Consider the following 15,828-nt stretch of genomic DNA (forward strand, 5'->3'; position numbering starts at 1 on the left):
CCGTGATCGTGCCCGTCGACGCATCCTGCTGCACCAGACCGATCTCGCCACTGTTGAGCTGCGTCGTGATGTTGCTGATGTCGGTCGTGTTCTGCGTCACACGGCCGTCGATGTTGGTCATCGCGCCCGCCACGTTGTTATACGTGCTGCCACCCACGACGTACGTCGGGTTCGTGATCGCGCCCGTCGTCGAGTTGTACGTCGAGCCGCCGCCCAGCACTGCTGCCGTCGCTGCGCCTTCCGCGTTCACCTTCGCGTCTTCCGACTGCAACTGGCTCACGTTCACCGCGTCCGTGGCCGCGCTGCCTGCTGCGACGTTCGTCACGCGGCGCTCCGAACCCGTCTTGCCCACCGACACTTCACCATTGGCCGCCGATGCCGTGCCCGACAGCGTACCGCTGCCCGGGTTGTAACCCGCTGCCGACAGGTTCGCCGTCGTCGTCGAGTTCGAACCCAGCGCCACCGAGTTGGCCGTCGTCGCGCTCGCATTGCCGCCGATCGCCACCGCGTCCGTGCCCGTCGCCGACGAATCCGCCAGCGTCGAGTTCGCGTGGAAGTACCTGATGCCGCCGCCGTTGACGATGTTGGTGACGTTGTTGCTCAGGTTCGCGACATTGTTGTTGGTGTTGGCGAGATTGTTCGCCACGTTCGACACGTTGTTCGAGACGTTGCTGACCTTCGCGTCTTCCGAGCTCAGCTGGCTCACGTTGACCGCATCGGTCGGGTTCAGACCGGCCGCCACGTTCGTGATACGACGTTCAGCACCCGCCTTGCCCACCGACACTTCGCCCGCAGCCGTTGCCGCTGCAATCGCCGTGCCGCCCGCCGGCGTGAAGCCTGCCGTGGCGAGCGACGTCGAGTTCGCCAGCGAGTTCGAGCCCAGCGCCACCGAGTTGGCCGTCGTCGCGCTCGCATTGCCGCCGATCGCCACCGCATCCGTGCCCGTCGCCACCGAGTCCGCCAGCGATGAGTTCGCGTGGAAGTACCTGATGCCGCCGCCATTGACGATGTTCGTCACGTTGTTGCTCAGGTTCGCGACGTTGTTGTTGGTGTTGGCGAGATTGTTCGCCACGTTCGACACGTTGTTCGAAACGTTGCTGATGTTGTTGTTCAGCTTGCCCAGCGCCGTATCGACGGTCGTGAACGCCGTACCGATGTCCGCCTTCGCGCCCGACGTGCCGTCGATCGCGTTCGCGTTCGTCAGCGCGTAGCTCGGCGCGCTCACCGCGCCCGTCGCCGGGTTGTAGGTCGAGCCGCCGCCCAGCGCCGCCGCCGCCGTCGTGCCCGCCTGGTTGACCTTGCCGTCTTCCGACTGCAGCTGGCTCACGTTCACCGCATCGGTGGCCGCCGAACCCGCCGCCACGTTCGTCACGCGGCGCTCCTTGGTTGCCGAACCCACCGACACTTCGCCGTTGGCCACCGACGCCGTGCCCGACAGCGTGCCGCTGCCCGGGTTATAGCCTGCGGCGCTCAGATTGGCCGTCGTCGTCGAGTTACTTCCCAGAGCGACACTGTTGGCCGCCGATGCTAACGCGCCCGCACCCAGCGCTGTCGAATTTGCGCCCGTCACTGTGGTGCTGTGACCGATCGCCACCGCATAGGACGAGAGATGGGTGTCGGCGCCGTTACCGATCGACGTCGACTGGTTGCCCGACGATGCACTGCCGCCAATGGCGATCGAGTTGTTCACACCCGCGGCGTTTTGCGCATTCTGACCAATGGCAATATCGACCACGCCCGTAGACGTCGCTCCCTGACCGAGCGCAATCGCGCCACCGCCCGAAGCAAGCGACTGCGCACCCATTGCAATCGCACCGCCGGAACCGCTTGCCACAGCCGCGCCGCCGATCGCCACGGCATTAACACCGCTTGCCGTCGAATCCGCCAACGTCGAGTTTGCGTGGAAGTACTTGATGCCGCCACCGTTGACGATGTTCGTCACGTTGTTGCTCAGGTTCGCGACGTTGTTGTTGGTGTTGGCGAGGTTATTGTTGGTGTTGGCGAGATTGTTGGCCACGTTCGACACATTGTTCGAGACGTTGTTGACCTTCGCGTCTTCCGACGTCAGCTGGCTCAGGTTCACTGCATCGGTCGGGTTCAGGCCGGCTGCGACGTTCGTGATGCGACGCTCCGAGCCCGACTTGCCCACCGACACTTCACCCGCCGCCGTTGCCGCCGAGATCGCCGTGCCGCCCGCCGGCGTAAAGCCTGCCGTGCCCAGCGTCGTCGAGTTGGCCAGCGAGCTCCCGCCCAGCGCCACCGAGCTCGCCGTCGCGGCAAGGGCGCCGGCACCGAGGGCAATCGAATTGCCGCCGCTCGCCGTCGCGCTCACACCAACCGCCGTTGCTGCCTCGGCGGTTGTCAGCGAGCCGTTGCCGAGCGCCATTGCATCCATGCCCGAGGAAATGGCCACTCCACTAAACGAGCCCGTCGTGCCCATGGCGATGGAGCCCATACCGGATGCCGTCGATGACGGGCCGATTGCCATTGCACCGTTACTGCCTGTCGCGGACGAGTCGGCGCCTCCGGCCACATGGAAATACTTGATGCCGGCACCGCCGGTGGTGATATTCGTTATGCTTGTATTCAGCTTTCCCAGCGCCGTGTCAACCGTGTTGAACGCCGAGCCTATGTCCGCCTTAGCGCCCGACGTGCCGTCGATCGCATTCGCGTTCGGGAGCGCATAGCTCGGCGCGCTGATCGCACCAGTGGTCGAGTTGTAGGTCGAGCCGCCGCCCAGCGCTGCCGCCGTCGTCGTGCCGCTCTGATTGACCTTCGCGTCTTCCGACTGCAACTGGCTTACGTTCACCGCATCCGTGCCATTCAGGCCCGCCGCAACGTTCGTGATGCGGCGCTCCGCGCCCGCCTTGCCCACCGACACTTCACCGCCCGGCGCCGTCGCCGCCGACAGCGTGCCGCTGCCCGGGTTATAGCCCGCCGTACCGAGCGTCGTCGAATCCGCGACCGAGTTCGCACCCAGTGCTACCGAGTTGGCCGTCACGGCAGCAGCAGAAGCGCCAAGTGCGATGGCGCTGGTAGCCGACGCGGTCGCGGATGGTCCTATGGCAGCAGCGCTTTGTGCGGTCGCCATTGAACTAGAGCCCACCGCCAATGCAGAGCTCTGTGTTGCAAGGGCACCCGTGCCCACCGCCACTGCACTGGTTCCCGATGCAGTGGACCATCCACCCAGTGCTTCCGCAGCCTGCGCTGTGGCGGCCGCGCCATTGCCGACAGCCAGCGCATCGGTACCGGACGAAACAGTATGAGCATTTACACTCCCACCCACACCGATTGCAATCGATCCTGTGCCGGATGAGCTCGCGGTGTTACCTACGGCCATCGCGCCGTTATTTCCTGTCACCGTCCCACCATCCACACTGCCTGCAAATGCGACGCCCGCATGCACTGCCGACAAGACAGCCAACGTCATGAGAGTCCTGGCTTTGGACTTCTTCTTGCGCCCTTTCGCATTTTCCTGCGCCGCCACCCAAGTCCCGGTCGACTCGTTCCAAATTGATCGGTACGCCTTATTCATTCGCTATCCTGTTTTCATGAGGCAATCGTGTGCCTCGAAGCTATTGATGTGATCTGTAATAGAAGTAATGTGCGGACGAGCACTGGTCGTCGTGCCGCAACCCCGAAAGCGATCGGGTCTTCGCCGAGGGTTAGCTGGTCAACCGTCAGCGGCGCAGGCTGGTTCGATGTGCGCAATGGAGTTGGTGCGCCATCTCAAATAATCTGCCATCCTGGGGATGAACTTTAGAGATGCCAAACCTCGCAATAAATAAGAACAGTCCTAATTCGCGCGTCAAGCCGCCGCACTATCTAAGAGCTAACTTGCTTTGACCCATGTCATCGACACGGCCACAAACGGCTTTTCCTAAAGAGATCTGATGAAATCCCGACGTAATTGAGGCGCCGTAAGTGAAAAGGTCGGAAAGTACAAGCTCGTAAAGCGCATCGAAGGAGCGGACCGCTCGGCGCCGGACCATCAACTGGAGTCCCGCCGATGCGCGGGATCGCTATTTCAAGAATGGCAAGAGGGAAGCGGTTTGCCACCGCGTGACCTAAGAAACGTCCTTTGTGTCATGCGATCAAGCATGACTTCTCGCATTCGATCTGATTGCGCAGACGCAAGCGCGCGCTCGACACTCAATTTTTTAAGAGCCTTGCTATTTAACTCGTCCCCGCTCTCTCATAAAGTCGGCCCCGTCGAACATCTCAGCAAGTAGCCAATTCGCTGAAGGAGAAACTGCGAGACTGCTTGCGTTCGAATAGCGGACTGACCACCCCGACGAAGATGGGTGTCGCGTGGTCAGTAGCTGCATTGCTACCGGTTGCTACTAGAAGCTCTCGAAAACCCGATGCGGTGGACGATCGTCCGTGCGTGGTCGATCACTACGACGGCACCTCCGCCTGGGATGACGGCGGACCTCCCCGTGCCCGGATTTCGCTGGCGCTCAACACGCAATCAAGCAAGTCAACGGCACCTGAAATTCCATTTAATTAGGATAACAAATGAACAGAACGTACCGATCGGTTTGGAATGAGTCGACTGGCACTTGGGTAGCGGCCCATGAAAACGCGAAGGGGCGCAAGAAGAAGTCGAGCATTCAGGCAGTTCTCGTTACCTGCACGACCGTGCTTGTCGGTGGACTTCTGGCCAGCGGCACAGCGTTAGCCAACTCGGGGACAGGTCTGGACTTGGGCGGTTGTGCGAACACGGGCTCAGGATCTTCGATCGCCATTGATGGAGCTGTTGGCACTTACTGCGCGAACGCGACCGGGACCAGTGCGATCGCAATCGGTTCGACTGCAACCGCCGGCGGCGCAGGAAGCGGTACGACCTGGAACGGCATAACGGGCGGAGACTGGGATCAGGTTGCGCTTGGTGTACGTACCAAGGCGACAGCGGGCGGTGCCACGGCCGTCGGTAGTGATGCACTTGCCAGTGGCGTTCACGCGTCGGCGTTTGGCAACAGTGCGACCGCAAGTGCAAACTCTGCGATGGCCATCGGTGACAGTTCGTTCGCGTCAGTGCTTGGCGCCGCCGCAATCGGCAGTTCGTCTACCGCCTCGGGCACGGGCGCTACTGCCGTAGGCGCCGGTTCCACGGCGTCGGCCTCCTCGGCGGTCGCGCTGGGCACCAATGCTGTCGCCAACACGTCGAACTCGGTCGCGCTGGGTGCGAATTCGGTCGCGGATTCGGCGACGCTGGGCACGGCAGGCTATAACCCGGGCAGCAGTACGCTGGCGGCGACGGCGGCCGGTGGTGAAGTGTCCGTTGGCGCAGCAGGCGCCGAGCGCCGCGTCACAAACGTCGCGGCGGGCCTGAACGGCTCGGACGCAGTGAACGTGAGCCAGTTGCAGTCGGAAAATGCAAAGGTCGATCAGATCGGCGCGAACACGGCAGCAGCGCTGGGCGGCGGCTCGACCTACGATGCGACCACGGGCACCGTGAGCGCACCGTCCTACACGGTCGGCGGCACGACGGTGAGCAACATCGGCGGCGCGATCAGCAACATCGACAGCCGCGTGACGCAAAACACGGCGGACATCAGCACCATCAACACGACCGTCAACAACATCAACAACGGTTCGGGCATCAAGTATTTCCACGCGAATTCGGCTCTGGCCGATTCGACCGCGTCGGGCGCTAACACAGTGGCAATTGGTGGCGCGGCAACGGCATCGGGCGGTAGCGCTACAGCCATTGGAGTCGGTACAACGGCATCAGGGGCGGAATCTATTGCACTCGGTGGACAGTCCGCCAGTGTCGGCCAGTATTCAACCGCGTTGGGCTATGGCGCAAAGGCTATCAGCCAGAATACTTTTGCGATCGGTCAGAGTTCGACGGCGGTCGCAAGCGATGCCATCGCTATGGGCACGCAGTCGATGACGGATGCGAATTCCTCGGCTGCCATCGCGATGGGCCGTCGGACCCGGGCACTGAACGCGCTAAACGGTATCGCCGTCGGTGATCAGGCAACGGTTTCCGCAAATGCTGGCGTCGCGATCGGCTTCAATGCTACGGCAAGCGCGACGAATTCGGTCGCGCTCGGCGCGGGCTCGACGACGACGGCCGACTTGAGCACGGTGGGCTACAACCCCGCCAGCGGTACGCTGTCGGGCACGTCATCGACGGCCAACGGCGAAGTGTCGATAGGCTCGGCGGGCGCCGAGCGTCGCGTGACGAACGTGGCGGCCGGTTCAGCAGCGACGGACGCAGTGAACGTGAGCCAGTTGCAGTCGGAAAACGCAAAGGCCGACGAGATCGGCGCGAACACGGCAGCAGCGCTGGGCGGCGGCTCGACCTACGATGCGACCACGGGCACAGTGAGCGCACCGTCCTACACGGTCGGCGGCACGACGGTGAGCAACATCGGCGGCGCGATCAGCAACATCGACGCCCGCACGACGCAGAACGCAGCCGACATCACCAGCCTGACCACGCAGATCAGCAGCGGCTCGGTCGGTCTGGTCCAGCAGGACGCCACGACCCGCAACATCACGGTCGCAAGCGCAACGGATGGCTCCATCGTCGACTTCACCGGTACGGCGGGCGTTCGCAAGCTGACGGGTGTCGCAGCAGGCGCGGTCAACGCATCGAGCGTCGATGCCGTCAACGGCACGCAGCTGTACGGCGTGAGCAGCTCGACGGCCAGCGCGATCGGCGGCGGCTCGACGGTGAACCCGGATGGTTCGATCTCGGCTCCGAGCTATACGGTCGGCGGCACGACGGTCAACAGCATCGGCGGCGCAGTCAGCAATATCGACGCTCGCACGATCCAAAACACGACGCAGATCGCGCAAAACTCGTCCGACATCACCAACCTGACCACGGCGCTCGCCAGCGGTGAAGTGGGCCTGGTTCAGCAGGACCCGACGACCCGCAACATCACCGTCGCCAAGGACACGGACGGAACGATCGTCGACTTCACGGGCACGGCCGGCGCGCGTCGCTTGACGGGCGTCCTGGCAGGCAACGTGAACGCATCGAGCCTCGATGCCGTCAACGGCGCGCAGCTCTATGGCGTGAGCCAGTCGGTCAGCAACGCGCTCGGCGGCGGTTCGTCGGTCAATAGCGATGGCTCGATCTCGGCACCGAGCTACACGGTCGGCGGCACGACGGTCAACAGCATCGGCGGCGCAGTCAGCAACATCGACGCCCGCACGACGCAGAACGCAACCAACATCACGAACCTGACCGACCAGATCAACAGTGGCCAGGTCGGTCTCGTCCAGCAAGACCCGACGACGCAGAACATCACCGTCGCGGCCAGCACGGGCGGTTCGCTGATCGACGTGTCCGGCACGGCAGGCCCGCGCGTCATCACGGGCGTGGCGGCAGGCGCCGTGAGCGCATCGAGCACCGATGCCATCAACGGCTCGCAGTTGTACAACGTAAGCAACTCGATGGCGAGCGCGCTCGGCGGCGGCTCGACCGTGAACAGCGACGGCACGATCTCGGCGCCGGCGTATGTGGTCGGCGGCACGACGGTCAACAGCGTGGGCGGCGCGATCACCAACATCGACGCCCGCACGACGCAGAACACCGCTGACATCGCAAGCATCACGAACGGCCTGAACAGCGGCACGATCGGCATGGTCCAGCAGGATCAGACGACGCACAACATCACGGTTGCAAAGAACACGGACGGTTCGGCCGTCGACTTCAGCGGCACGGCGGGCACGCGCAAGCTGACAGGCATCACGAGCGGCGACATCAGCGCATCGAGCACGGACGCCGTCACCGGCGCCCAGGCGTACTCGATGAACCAGTCGATCGCCAACGCAATCGGCGGCGGCTCGACGGTGAACAGCGACGGCACGATCTCGGCCCCGACATTCAATGTCGGCGGCACGACGGTCAATTCGATCGCCGGTGCCGTAACGAACCTCGACACGCGTGTCACGCAGAACTCGTCGGATATCAACAGCATCAACAACACGCTGACCGAAATCACGACGGGCAACGCTGGCATCAAGTACTTCCATTCGAACTCGGAACTGGCGGATTCGCAGGCGACGGGCACGAATGCGGTTGCGATCGGCGGCAACGCGAAGGCGACGGCGGACAACTCGGTGGCGCTGGGTGCGAACTCGGTCGCTGATCGTGCGAACACCGTGTCGGTGGGCGCAAAGGGCAGCGAGCGTCAGATCGCCAACGTCGCGGCCGGTACGGAAGCAACCGACGCCGTCAATGTCAGCCAGTTGAACGAAACGGTGCAGAACGCGATGGGCAACATGCCGGCCGGCATGACCGCGAAGGACTACACCGACCAGCGGTTCAACACGATGCAGAACACGGTGAACCAGGTCGCGAAGAACTCGTACGCAGGCATCGCCGCTGCGATGGCGATGCCGAACCTGACTCCGTCGGGCCCGGGCAAGACGGTCGTCGCGGCAGGCGCCGGCTCGTACAAGAGCGGCTCGGCTGTCGGCGTCGGTGTGACCTATCGCTCGGTCGACAGCAAGTGGCTGGTCAACGGCGCGTTGTCGGTCACGTCGACGGGCGATGCAGGTGTCCGTGCACAGGTGGGCTACGAGTTCTAACGGACTCGAGGGCAAGCGCCGGAAGTTGCGGCGTTTGCCCAGCGGGAAGCATTGAAGCGCGGTGTGCCGGAAACAGCACACCGCTTTTTTTTATTGAAAGACGAAAGTGGAGAAAACACCCATCAAAAAGCGCTCAAAATGGCTTGATCACCACCAGCGCAACCGCCGCGAGCATGCCGAGAACAGGCAGCTCATTGAACATCCGATACCATTTGTCCGAGCGCCGGTTTTCACCGCGCTCGAACGTGCGCAGCAGTACGCCGCAATACGCGTGATAGATGACGAGCAGCACGACCACGCCGACCTTCGCGTGTATCCAGCCCTCGCCGCTGCCGATCCCGATCACCAGCCACAGCCACAAGCCGCACGCCAGCGCGGGCACCGCGATGAGCGTCATGAAGCGAAACAGCTTGCGGGCCATGATCAACAGACGTTTCACCGCATTCGGATCGGTTTCCATCGCGAGATTGACGAAAATCCGCGGCAGATAAAAGAGCCCCGCGAACCACGAAGCCACCAGAACGATGTGAAACGTCTTGACCCAAAGCATCGGCATTTTTTCTGTTATCTCGATGTCCGAAATTACTGCCGACCTTCGCCGTGTCCCAGCACGACGTATTTCATCGACGTCAGCCCTTCCAGCCCGACGGGCCCGCGCGCATGCAGCTTGTCGTTGGAAATGCCGATCTCCGCGCCGAGGCCGAATTCGAAGCCGTCGGCAAAACGCGTCGATGCGTTGACCATCACGCTCGCCGAATCCACTTCGCGCAGGAAGCGCATCGCGCGGTCGTAGTCTTCAGTGACGATCGCATCCGTGTGATGCGAGCCGTATTCGTTGATGTGCCCGATCGCGTCGTCGATGCCGTCGACCACCTTGATCGCCAGCACGGGCGCGAGATATTCGGTGCGCCAGTCTTCCTCGGTCGCATCGACGAGCGGACCGACGCCCGCCGCCTCAAGCACGCGCCGCGCTGCCGGATCGACGCGCAGTTCCACGTCCTTGCCGCGATAGAGCTTGCCGAGCGGCGGCAGCACCTCAGCCGCCAAGCCGCGCGCGACCAGCAGCGTCTCCATCGTGTTGCACGTGCCGTAGCGGTGCGTCTTCGCGTTGTCGCAGACGTTCATCGCCTTCGCGATGTCCGCGCGATCGTCCACGTACACATGGCAGATCCCGTCGAGGTGCTTGATCATCGGCACGCGGCCTTCTTCGATCAGGCGCGCGATCAGGCTCTTGCCGCCGCGCGGCACGATCACGTCGACGTATTCGGTCATCGTGATCAGCTTGCCGACGGCCGCGCGATCCGACGTTTCGACCACCTGTACGGCTTCCTGCGGCAGGCCGGCTTTCTCCAGCCCTTCGCCGATCAGCTTCGCGAGCGCGGTATTGCATTCGAGCGCCTCCGACCCGCCGCGCAGAATCGTCGCGTTGCCGGATTTGAGGCACAGAGCGGCCGCATCGATGGTCACATTCGGCCGCGACTCGTAGATGATGCCGATCACGCCCAGCGGCACGCGCATCTGGCCGACCTGGATGCCGCTCGGCCGGTACTTCAGATTGCTGATCTCGCCGATCGGATCGGGCAGCGCGGCCACTTGCCGCAAGCCTTCGACCATCGTCTTCAGCGCCTTATCCGACAGCGTCAGGCGATCGATGAAGGCAGCGTCGTGGCCCTTGTCGCGAGCACGCGCGAGATCGCGCGCATTCGCTTCCGTCAGCGCATCCGTTTCACGCTCGATGGCGATTGCGACGGCTTCGAGCGCGGCGTTCTTCGCCGCCGTCGACGCCCGCGCCATTGCGCGCGATGCATGACGCGCGCGGCGGCCGAGGTCGGTCATGTACTGGTCGATATCCATGGTGATTCCCGTTGTGCCGCTTTCTGCACGAAGCGCGGCGGACGATTTCTGCAAGCGGAACGATGCGACGATTGTAAGACGTGTGACTACAGCGTGCTTGGCGCGGCGGCGCCGTGCCACCGTGTCACGGACCGGGAAAGGCTGCCGGACGGCCTGACGAGGAATCTGGACACACGCGAGCGTTGCTGGCACGCGGCCCTGCGTGATGATCCGTCAGGCGTGCGACAGCCTACGACGGTCGGCGCATTGGCGCCGGTCGCGCGGGAGCCGTTCGACCTGGCGCAGGCCGCGTCGGCGCGGCGTGCGCTTGCGGAGCCTGCGCGCCGGCAACAGCCATCGCGAGTTCGAAGAGGCCCGCCCATGGATCGGGCGGCGGGTCATTGCGATGATTGCCCGGCGTGCCGCCCGACAAGCCCTTCACCTGCCGGTCGAGCTTCGCCGCCAGCGCGAGCGCCTTTTCGAGCGACGCCTCCGTGACGCGCGACAGCGCCGGTCCGACGAGCCGCTCGCGCGGGCCCCATACGCGGTTCTCGCGCAGCAGCATCGCGAGCGGCTTGCCTGCTTCGACGCCGCGCTTGATCCGCAGCAGCGTGCGAATCTCTTCGACGACGGCCCACAGCACGAGCACGGCTGCCTCGCCTTCGCCCTTCAGACCGTCGAGCATCCGCGACAGCCGGGCGACGTCGCCTGCCAGCATCGCTTCGTTGAGCTTGAACACGTCGTAGCGCGCGACGTTGAGCACGGCATCGTGGACCTGTTCGAATGTCAGCACGCCGGACGGATACAGCAACCCGAGCTTCTGGATCTCCTGGTGCGCCGCGAGCAGATTGCCTTCAACGCGCTCCGCGATGAACTGCAACGCGCGCTTGCCGTCTTCGCCCGCCGCCACGCGCTGACCTTGCTGCGCAAGCCGCTGCCCGACCCAGTTCGGCAACTGCGCGCGCTCGACGGGATCGATTTTCAGCGCGACGCCGGCTTCCGCCAAAGCCGTGAACCACGCGGCCTTTTGCGTCGCGGCGTCGAGGCGTGGCAGCGTGACGAGCGTGAGCACATCAGGGTTCGCTGACGCCGCGAGTGTCTTCAGCGCGTCCGCGCCTTCCTTGCCGGGCTTGCCCGTCGGAATGCGCAATTCGACGAGCTGCCGGTCGCCGAACAGCGACATCGACTGGCTCGCGCCAAGCAGCGAGCTCCAGTCGAAACCGCGCTCCACCGTGAATACCGTGCGATCCGTAAAGCCGCTCGCGCGCGCCGCCGCGCGGATGCGGTCGCACGCTTCCTGCGCGAGCAGATGCTCGTCGCCGTACACGACGTACAGGCCGGCGAGTCCTTTCGCGAGGTGCGCTTCGAGCGCGTCAAGACGCAGTTGCATGGCTACGGATGAACGAGAGTGAAAGCGGGTCGATGCAGTCGGCGGATCAGAGCGGCGGCGGCGGCAGCGGCGCGCGCGGCGCGACGCCCGGCACTTCCTGGCCCGGCGCCGGATGCAGCGAGCGCACGACGGCGAGGCGCCGCATCAGCTGATCGACGGCGTCGTTCTGCATGTCGGCGTAAAGGATGTCTGCCTCCGCGGTCTTCGCCTGCGAGAACTGGTCGCTATACGTCATTGCGCGATTCAACGCGATCGAGCTTGGCGGAATCAGCAAAGTACCGTCCGAACCGCTCAGCGTGTAGTTCAGCGAATAGTTCAGCGCGTACTCCTCGACTACGCCGAGCGAGTTCAGCGTCAGCACACCCGTTCCGCGCGCCTCCGAAACCACCAGGACCGCATCCGCGTTGGCGGACGAATTCACGATCACGGTGTCGCTGCCACCCTGCACCATGCGCGTCAGGCGCGCAGCGACGGGCGGCGTCGCGCCCGTGATGGCGAGGCGCTTGAACGCGTAGTTCTGCTGGCCGCGCAACTGGAAGCCGCACGCGGACAGCAGCACCGCGCTGCACGCCAGGGTCAAAAACGATCTGCGGTTCACATGGGCTCCTGGTTCGCAGTTAAAGCGCAATCGCCATCGATCGACACCGACCGGTACATTCGGCGCGGCCCGTCAGACGACGACGTTCACGAGGCGGCCGGGCACGACGATCACCTTCTTCGCCGGCTTGCCTTCGCTGAACTTCGCGAACATTTCGTGCGCGAGGGCAGCGGCTTCGATCGCTTCGCGCGACGCGTCCCTGGCGACCGTCACGGCGCCGCGCACCTTGCCGTTCACCTGCAGCACGAGTTCGATTTCGCTTTGCTCCAGCGCCTTTTCGTCGACCTTCGGCCACGGCGCATCGAGCAGCGTGCCGAATTCGTCCGCGTAGCCGAGTTCCTGCCAGAGCTGGAAGGTGATGTGCGGCACGACCGGGTACAGCACGCGCAGCAGCACGCCGTAGGTTTCGCGCAGCACGGCGGGGCTTGCTCCCTTTGCACCTTCGAGCGCGTTGAGCATCTTCATCGCCGCCGACACGACCGTGTTGTACTGCAGACGCTGATAGTCGAAATCGGCCTGCTTCAGCACGCCGTAGATTTCGCGGCGCAGCGTCTTTTCAGTATCGGCGAGCTTCGCGGCATCGAACGATGCGCGCTCGCGCAGCGCCGCTTCGTTCGCCTGGCCGAACGCCCACGCGCGGCGCAGGAAGCGGCTCGCGCCTTCGACGCCCGCGCCCGACCACTCGAGCTGCTGCTCGGGGGGCGCTGCGAACATCGTGAAGAGACGCGCGGTGTCGGCGCCGTACTGGTCGATCAGCACTTGCGGATCAACGCCGTTGTTCTTGGACTTCGACATCTTTTCGACGCCGCCCAGCTCGACGGGCTGGCCGTCGGCGTTCAGCGTCGCACCCATCGGGCGGCCCTTGTCGTCGTGCGTGACGGTGACGTCGGCCGGGTTGTACCAGGTCTTCTTGCCCGCTTCGTTTTCGCGGTAGTACGTTTCGTTGAGCACCATGCCCTGCGTGAGCAGGTTCTTCGCCGGCTCGCCGAACTTCACGATGCCCAGATCGCGGCAGACCTTCGCCCAGAAACGCGAGTACAACAGGTGAAGAATCGCGTGCTCGATGCCGCCGATGTACTGGTCCATCGGCATCCAGTGATCTGTCCGCTCGTCGACCATCGTCTTCGCGTCGGGTGCCGCGTAGCGATAGAAGTACCACGACGAATCGACGAACGTATCCATCGTGTCGGTTTCGCGCTTCGCGGCCGCGCCGCACTTCGGACACGTGCAGTTCAAAAACGCTTCCGACTTCGCGAGCGGATTGCCCGTGCCGTCCGGCACGAGGTCTTCGGGCAGCACGACGGGCAGATCCTTCTCCGGCACGGGCACGTCGCCGCACGACGGGCAGTGGATGATCGGGATCGGCGTGCCCCAGTAGCGCTGGCGCGAGATGCCCCAGTCGCGCAGACGCCACGTGACCTGCTTGTCGCCGAGGCCGAGCGCCTTGAGATCGGCGGCGATCGCATCGACGGCTTCCTGGTACTTCAGGCCGTCGTACTTGCCGCTGTTCACCAGCACGCCGTTTTCCTTGTCGCTGTACGACTCCTGCCATGCGTCCGTCGAGAACGGCTCGCCCTCGACCGCGACCACCTGCTTGACGGGAATGCCGTACTTCTTCACGAACGCGAAGTCGCGCTCGTCGTGCGCCGGCACGCCCATCACCGCGCCTTCGCCGTAGCTCATCAGCACGTAGTTGCCGATCCACACCTCGACCTTTTCCTGCGTCAGCGGATGCGTGACGTAAAAGCCCGTCGGCATGCCCTTCTTTTCCATCGTCGCCATGTCGGCTTCGGCGACGCCGCCGTGCTTGCATTCGTCGATGAACGGCAGCAGCTCGGGCTTGTCCTGTGCGAGGCGCATCGCGAGCGGGTGCTCGGCGGCGACCGCGCAGAACGTCACACCCATGATCGTGTCGGCGCGCGTCGTGAACACGCGCAAGATCTTCTGCTGGCCGTCGATTTCGTACGGGAAGCCGAAGTTCACGCCGTAGCTCTTGCCGATCCAGTTCTGCTGCATGATCTTCACGCGCTCGGGCCAGCCGAGGCCGTCGAGATCGTTCAGCAGTTCATCCGCGTACTGCGTGATGCGCATGTAGTACATCGGGATTTCGCGCTTCTCCACGAGCGCGCCCGAGCGCCAGCCGCGGCCGTCGATCACCTGCTCGTTCGCGAGCACGGTCTGATCGACAGGGTCCCAGTTCACGGTGCCCGTCTTCTTGTACGCGATGCCCTTCTCCAGCATCTTCAGGAAGATCCACTGGTTCCACTTGTAGTAGTCCGGGCTGCACGTAGCCACTTCGCGCGACCAGTCGATAGCGAGCCCCATCGACTGCATCTGCTTCTTCATGTACGCGATGTTGTCGTACGTCCACTTCGCGGGCGGCACGCCGTTGGCCATCGCGGCGTTCTCGGCGGGCATGCCGAACGCGTCCCAGCCCATCGGCATCAGCGTGTTGTAGCCGTTCATCCGCAGATAGCGGTACATCACGTCGTTGATCGTGTAGTTGCGTACGTGTCCCATATGCAGCTTGCCCGACGGATACGGCAGCATCGAAACGCAATAGAACTTCGGCTTGTCGGTCTTTTCCGTCGTTTTGTACGCGTCGCTGGCGCGCCATTGTCCTTGCGCGGCGGATTCGACGTCGGAGGGAACGTATTTTTCGTGCATGGTGTGATGGGATCGCTGGTTCGGTGCCGCTTTCAGTGCTTCGGCACCGGCCGGTGCTCTGCGTGAAGAAATGTCTCGTCGGTTCCCCTTGCGTCAAGGGGAAAACGCTGATTATACCGTCCGGGCGGGACGACGCCGCACGCCATGCGGCGTATGCGGCGCGATTTGCACGCCGATTGGTCCCGATTCGATCCTGATTCGCGGTGAAAGCGGGCTTTTGGCCCGGCGAGCGACGCCCTGGCGCTTACCGCGCGGCGGATGCTCCCGCTGTCGAAGGCGCTGGCGGGCCCGCGTTCACGCCGCCTGTCGTCGCCGCGCCGGTTTTCGCATTGCCCGCCGACGGCGGCTCGGTCACGAAACCGATCCGCTCCAGCCCCGCCTGCTGTGCGGCGCCCATTACTTGCGCGATCACCTCGTAGCGCGTCGAGCGCTCGGCGCGCAGATGGATTTCAGGCTGCTCCTTTTGCTTGCCGGCGTCGTTGAACTGCGCGCGCATCTGTTCGAGCGTGACGGGCTTGTCGTTCCAGTAGAGCTTGCCTGCTGCATCGATCGACAGCGTGATGGTCTGCGGCGTCTCGCGCGCCTCGGCGGACGCTACGCGCGGCAGATCGAGCCGGATCGCGTGCGTGAACAGCGGCGCCGTGATGATGAAAATGACCAGCAGCACGAGCATCACGTCGATCAGCGGCGTCATGTTGATGTCCGCCATCGGCGCGGCCGTCTTGTGTCTGTCGAGTCCGCCGAATGCCATTGTCGTGCCTCGCCCTTTCCGTTTCAGCCCTGG

General features: G+C 64.0%; 7 protein-coding genes and 3 pseudogenes. 2 read left to right on the forward strand and 8 right to left on the reverse strand.

Annotation, left to right across the window (positions count from 1 at the left end):
• Positions 1-3,091: pseudogene (locus tag AB4Y32_RS26850) on the reverse strand (adhesin); the annotation flags it as partial.
• 45 nt (positions 3,092-3,136) lie between these two features.
• Positions 3,137-3,535 (reverse strand): annotated as a pseudogene (locus AB4Y32_RS40725) (ESPR domain-containing protein); the annotation flags it as partial.
• Positions 3,536-4,518: 983 nt separating this feature from the next.
• Here AB4Y32_RS40725 and AB4Y32_RS40730 point away from each other — a divergent pair.
• Together AB4Y32_RS40730 and AB4Y32_RS26860 are read left to right on the forward strand one after the other, a co-directional pair.
• Positions 4,519-4,653: pseudogene (locus tag AB4Y32_RS40730) on the forward strand (ESPR domain-containing protein); the annotation flags it as partial.
• Positions 4,642-8,556 carry a YadA family autotransporter adhesin gene (locus tag AB4Y32_RS26860; RefSeq protein WP_439899852.1) on the forward strand — a complete coding sequence of 1,305 codons (3,915 nt, stop codon included), beginning with the start codon at positions 4,642-4,644 and terminating at the stop codon, positions 8,554-8,556. The pseudogene AB4Y32_RS40730 and the gene AB4Y32_RS26860, both read left to right, overlap by 12 nt.
• 133 nt (positions 8,557-8,689) lie before the next feature.
• Here AB4Y32_RS26860 and AB4Y32_RS26865 read toward each other — a convergent pair whose 3' ends face one another.
• The 6 genes from AB4Y32_RS26865 to AB4Y32_RS26890 all read right to left on the reverse strand — a co-directional run bounded on the left by AB4Y32_RS26865 (position 8,690) and on the right by AB4Y32_RS26890 (position 15,795).
• Positions 8,690-9,112, reverse strand: coding sequence for a CopD family protein (locus AB4Y32_RS26865; protein WP_368724273.1), 423 nt, complete (start codon positions 9,110-9,112; stop codon positions 8,690-8,692).
• A gap of 26 nt (positions 9,113-9,138) precedes the next feature.
• Complete coding sequence (locus AB4Y32_RS26870) at positions 9,139-10,410, reverse strand: glutamate-5-semialdehyde dehydrogenase (protein ID WP_368724274.1); 1,272 nt, start codon at positions 10,408-10,410, stop codon at positions 9,139-9,141.
• A gap of 229 nt (positions 10,411-10,639) precedes the next feature.
• Positions 10,640-11,779, reverse strand: a complete 1,140-nt coding sequence (gene holA, locus AB4Y32_RS26875) for a DNA polymerase III subunit delta (protein ID WP_368724275.1) — start codon at positions 11,777-11,779, stop codon at positions 10,640-10,642.
• Positions 11,780-11,825: 46 nt separating this feature from the next.
• A complete protein-coding gene (locus AB4Y32_RS26880; RefSeq protein ID WP_368724276.1) occupies positions 11,826-12,377 on the reverse strand; it encodes an LPS-assembly lipoprotein LptE in 552 nt (183 codons plus the stop codon).
• 72 nt (positions 12,378-12,449) lie between these two features.
• Positions 12,450-15,044, reverse strand: coding sequence for a leucine--tRNA ligase (leuS, locus tag AB4Y32_RS26885; protein WP_368724277.1), 2,595 nt, complete (start codon positions 15,042-15,044; stop codon positions 12,450-12,452).
• Between the two features lie 244 nt (positions 15,045-15,288).
• Positions 15,289-15,795: an ExbD/TolR family protein gene (locus AB4Y32_RS26890; protein ID WP_368724278.1), complete on the reverse strand. Its 507-nt coding sequence runs from the start codon at positions 15,793-15,795 to the stop codon at positions 15,289-15,291.
• Between the last annotated feature and the right edge of the window lie 33 nt (positions 15,796-15,828).

Source organism: Paraburkholderia phymatum (genome assembly GCF_040965635.1).
GTDB classification, from domain to species: Bacteria; Pseudomonadota; Gammaproteobacteria; order Burkholderiales; family Burkholderiaceae; genus Paraburkholderia; species Paraburkholderia phymatum_B.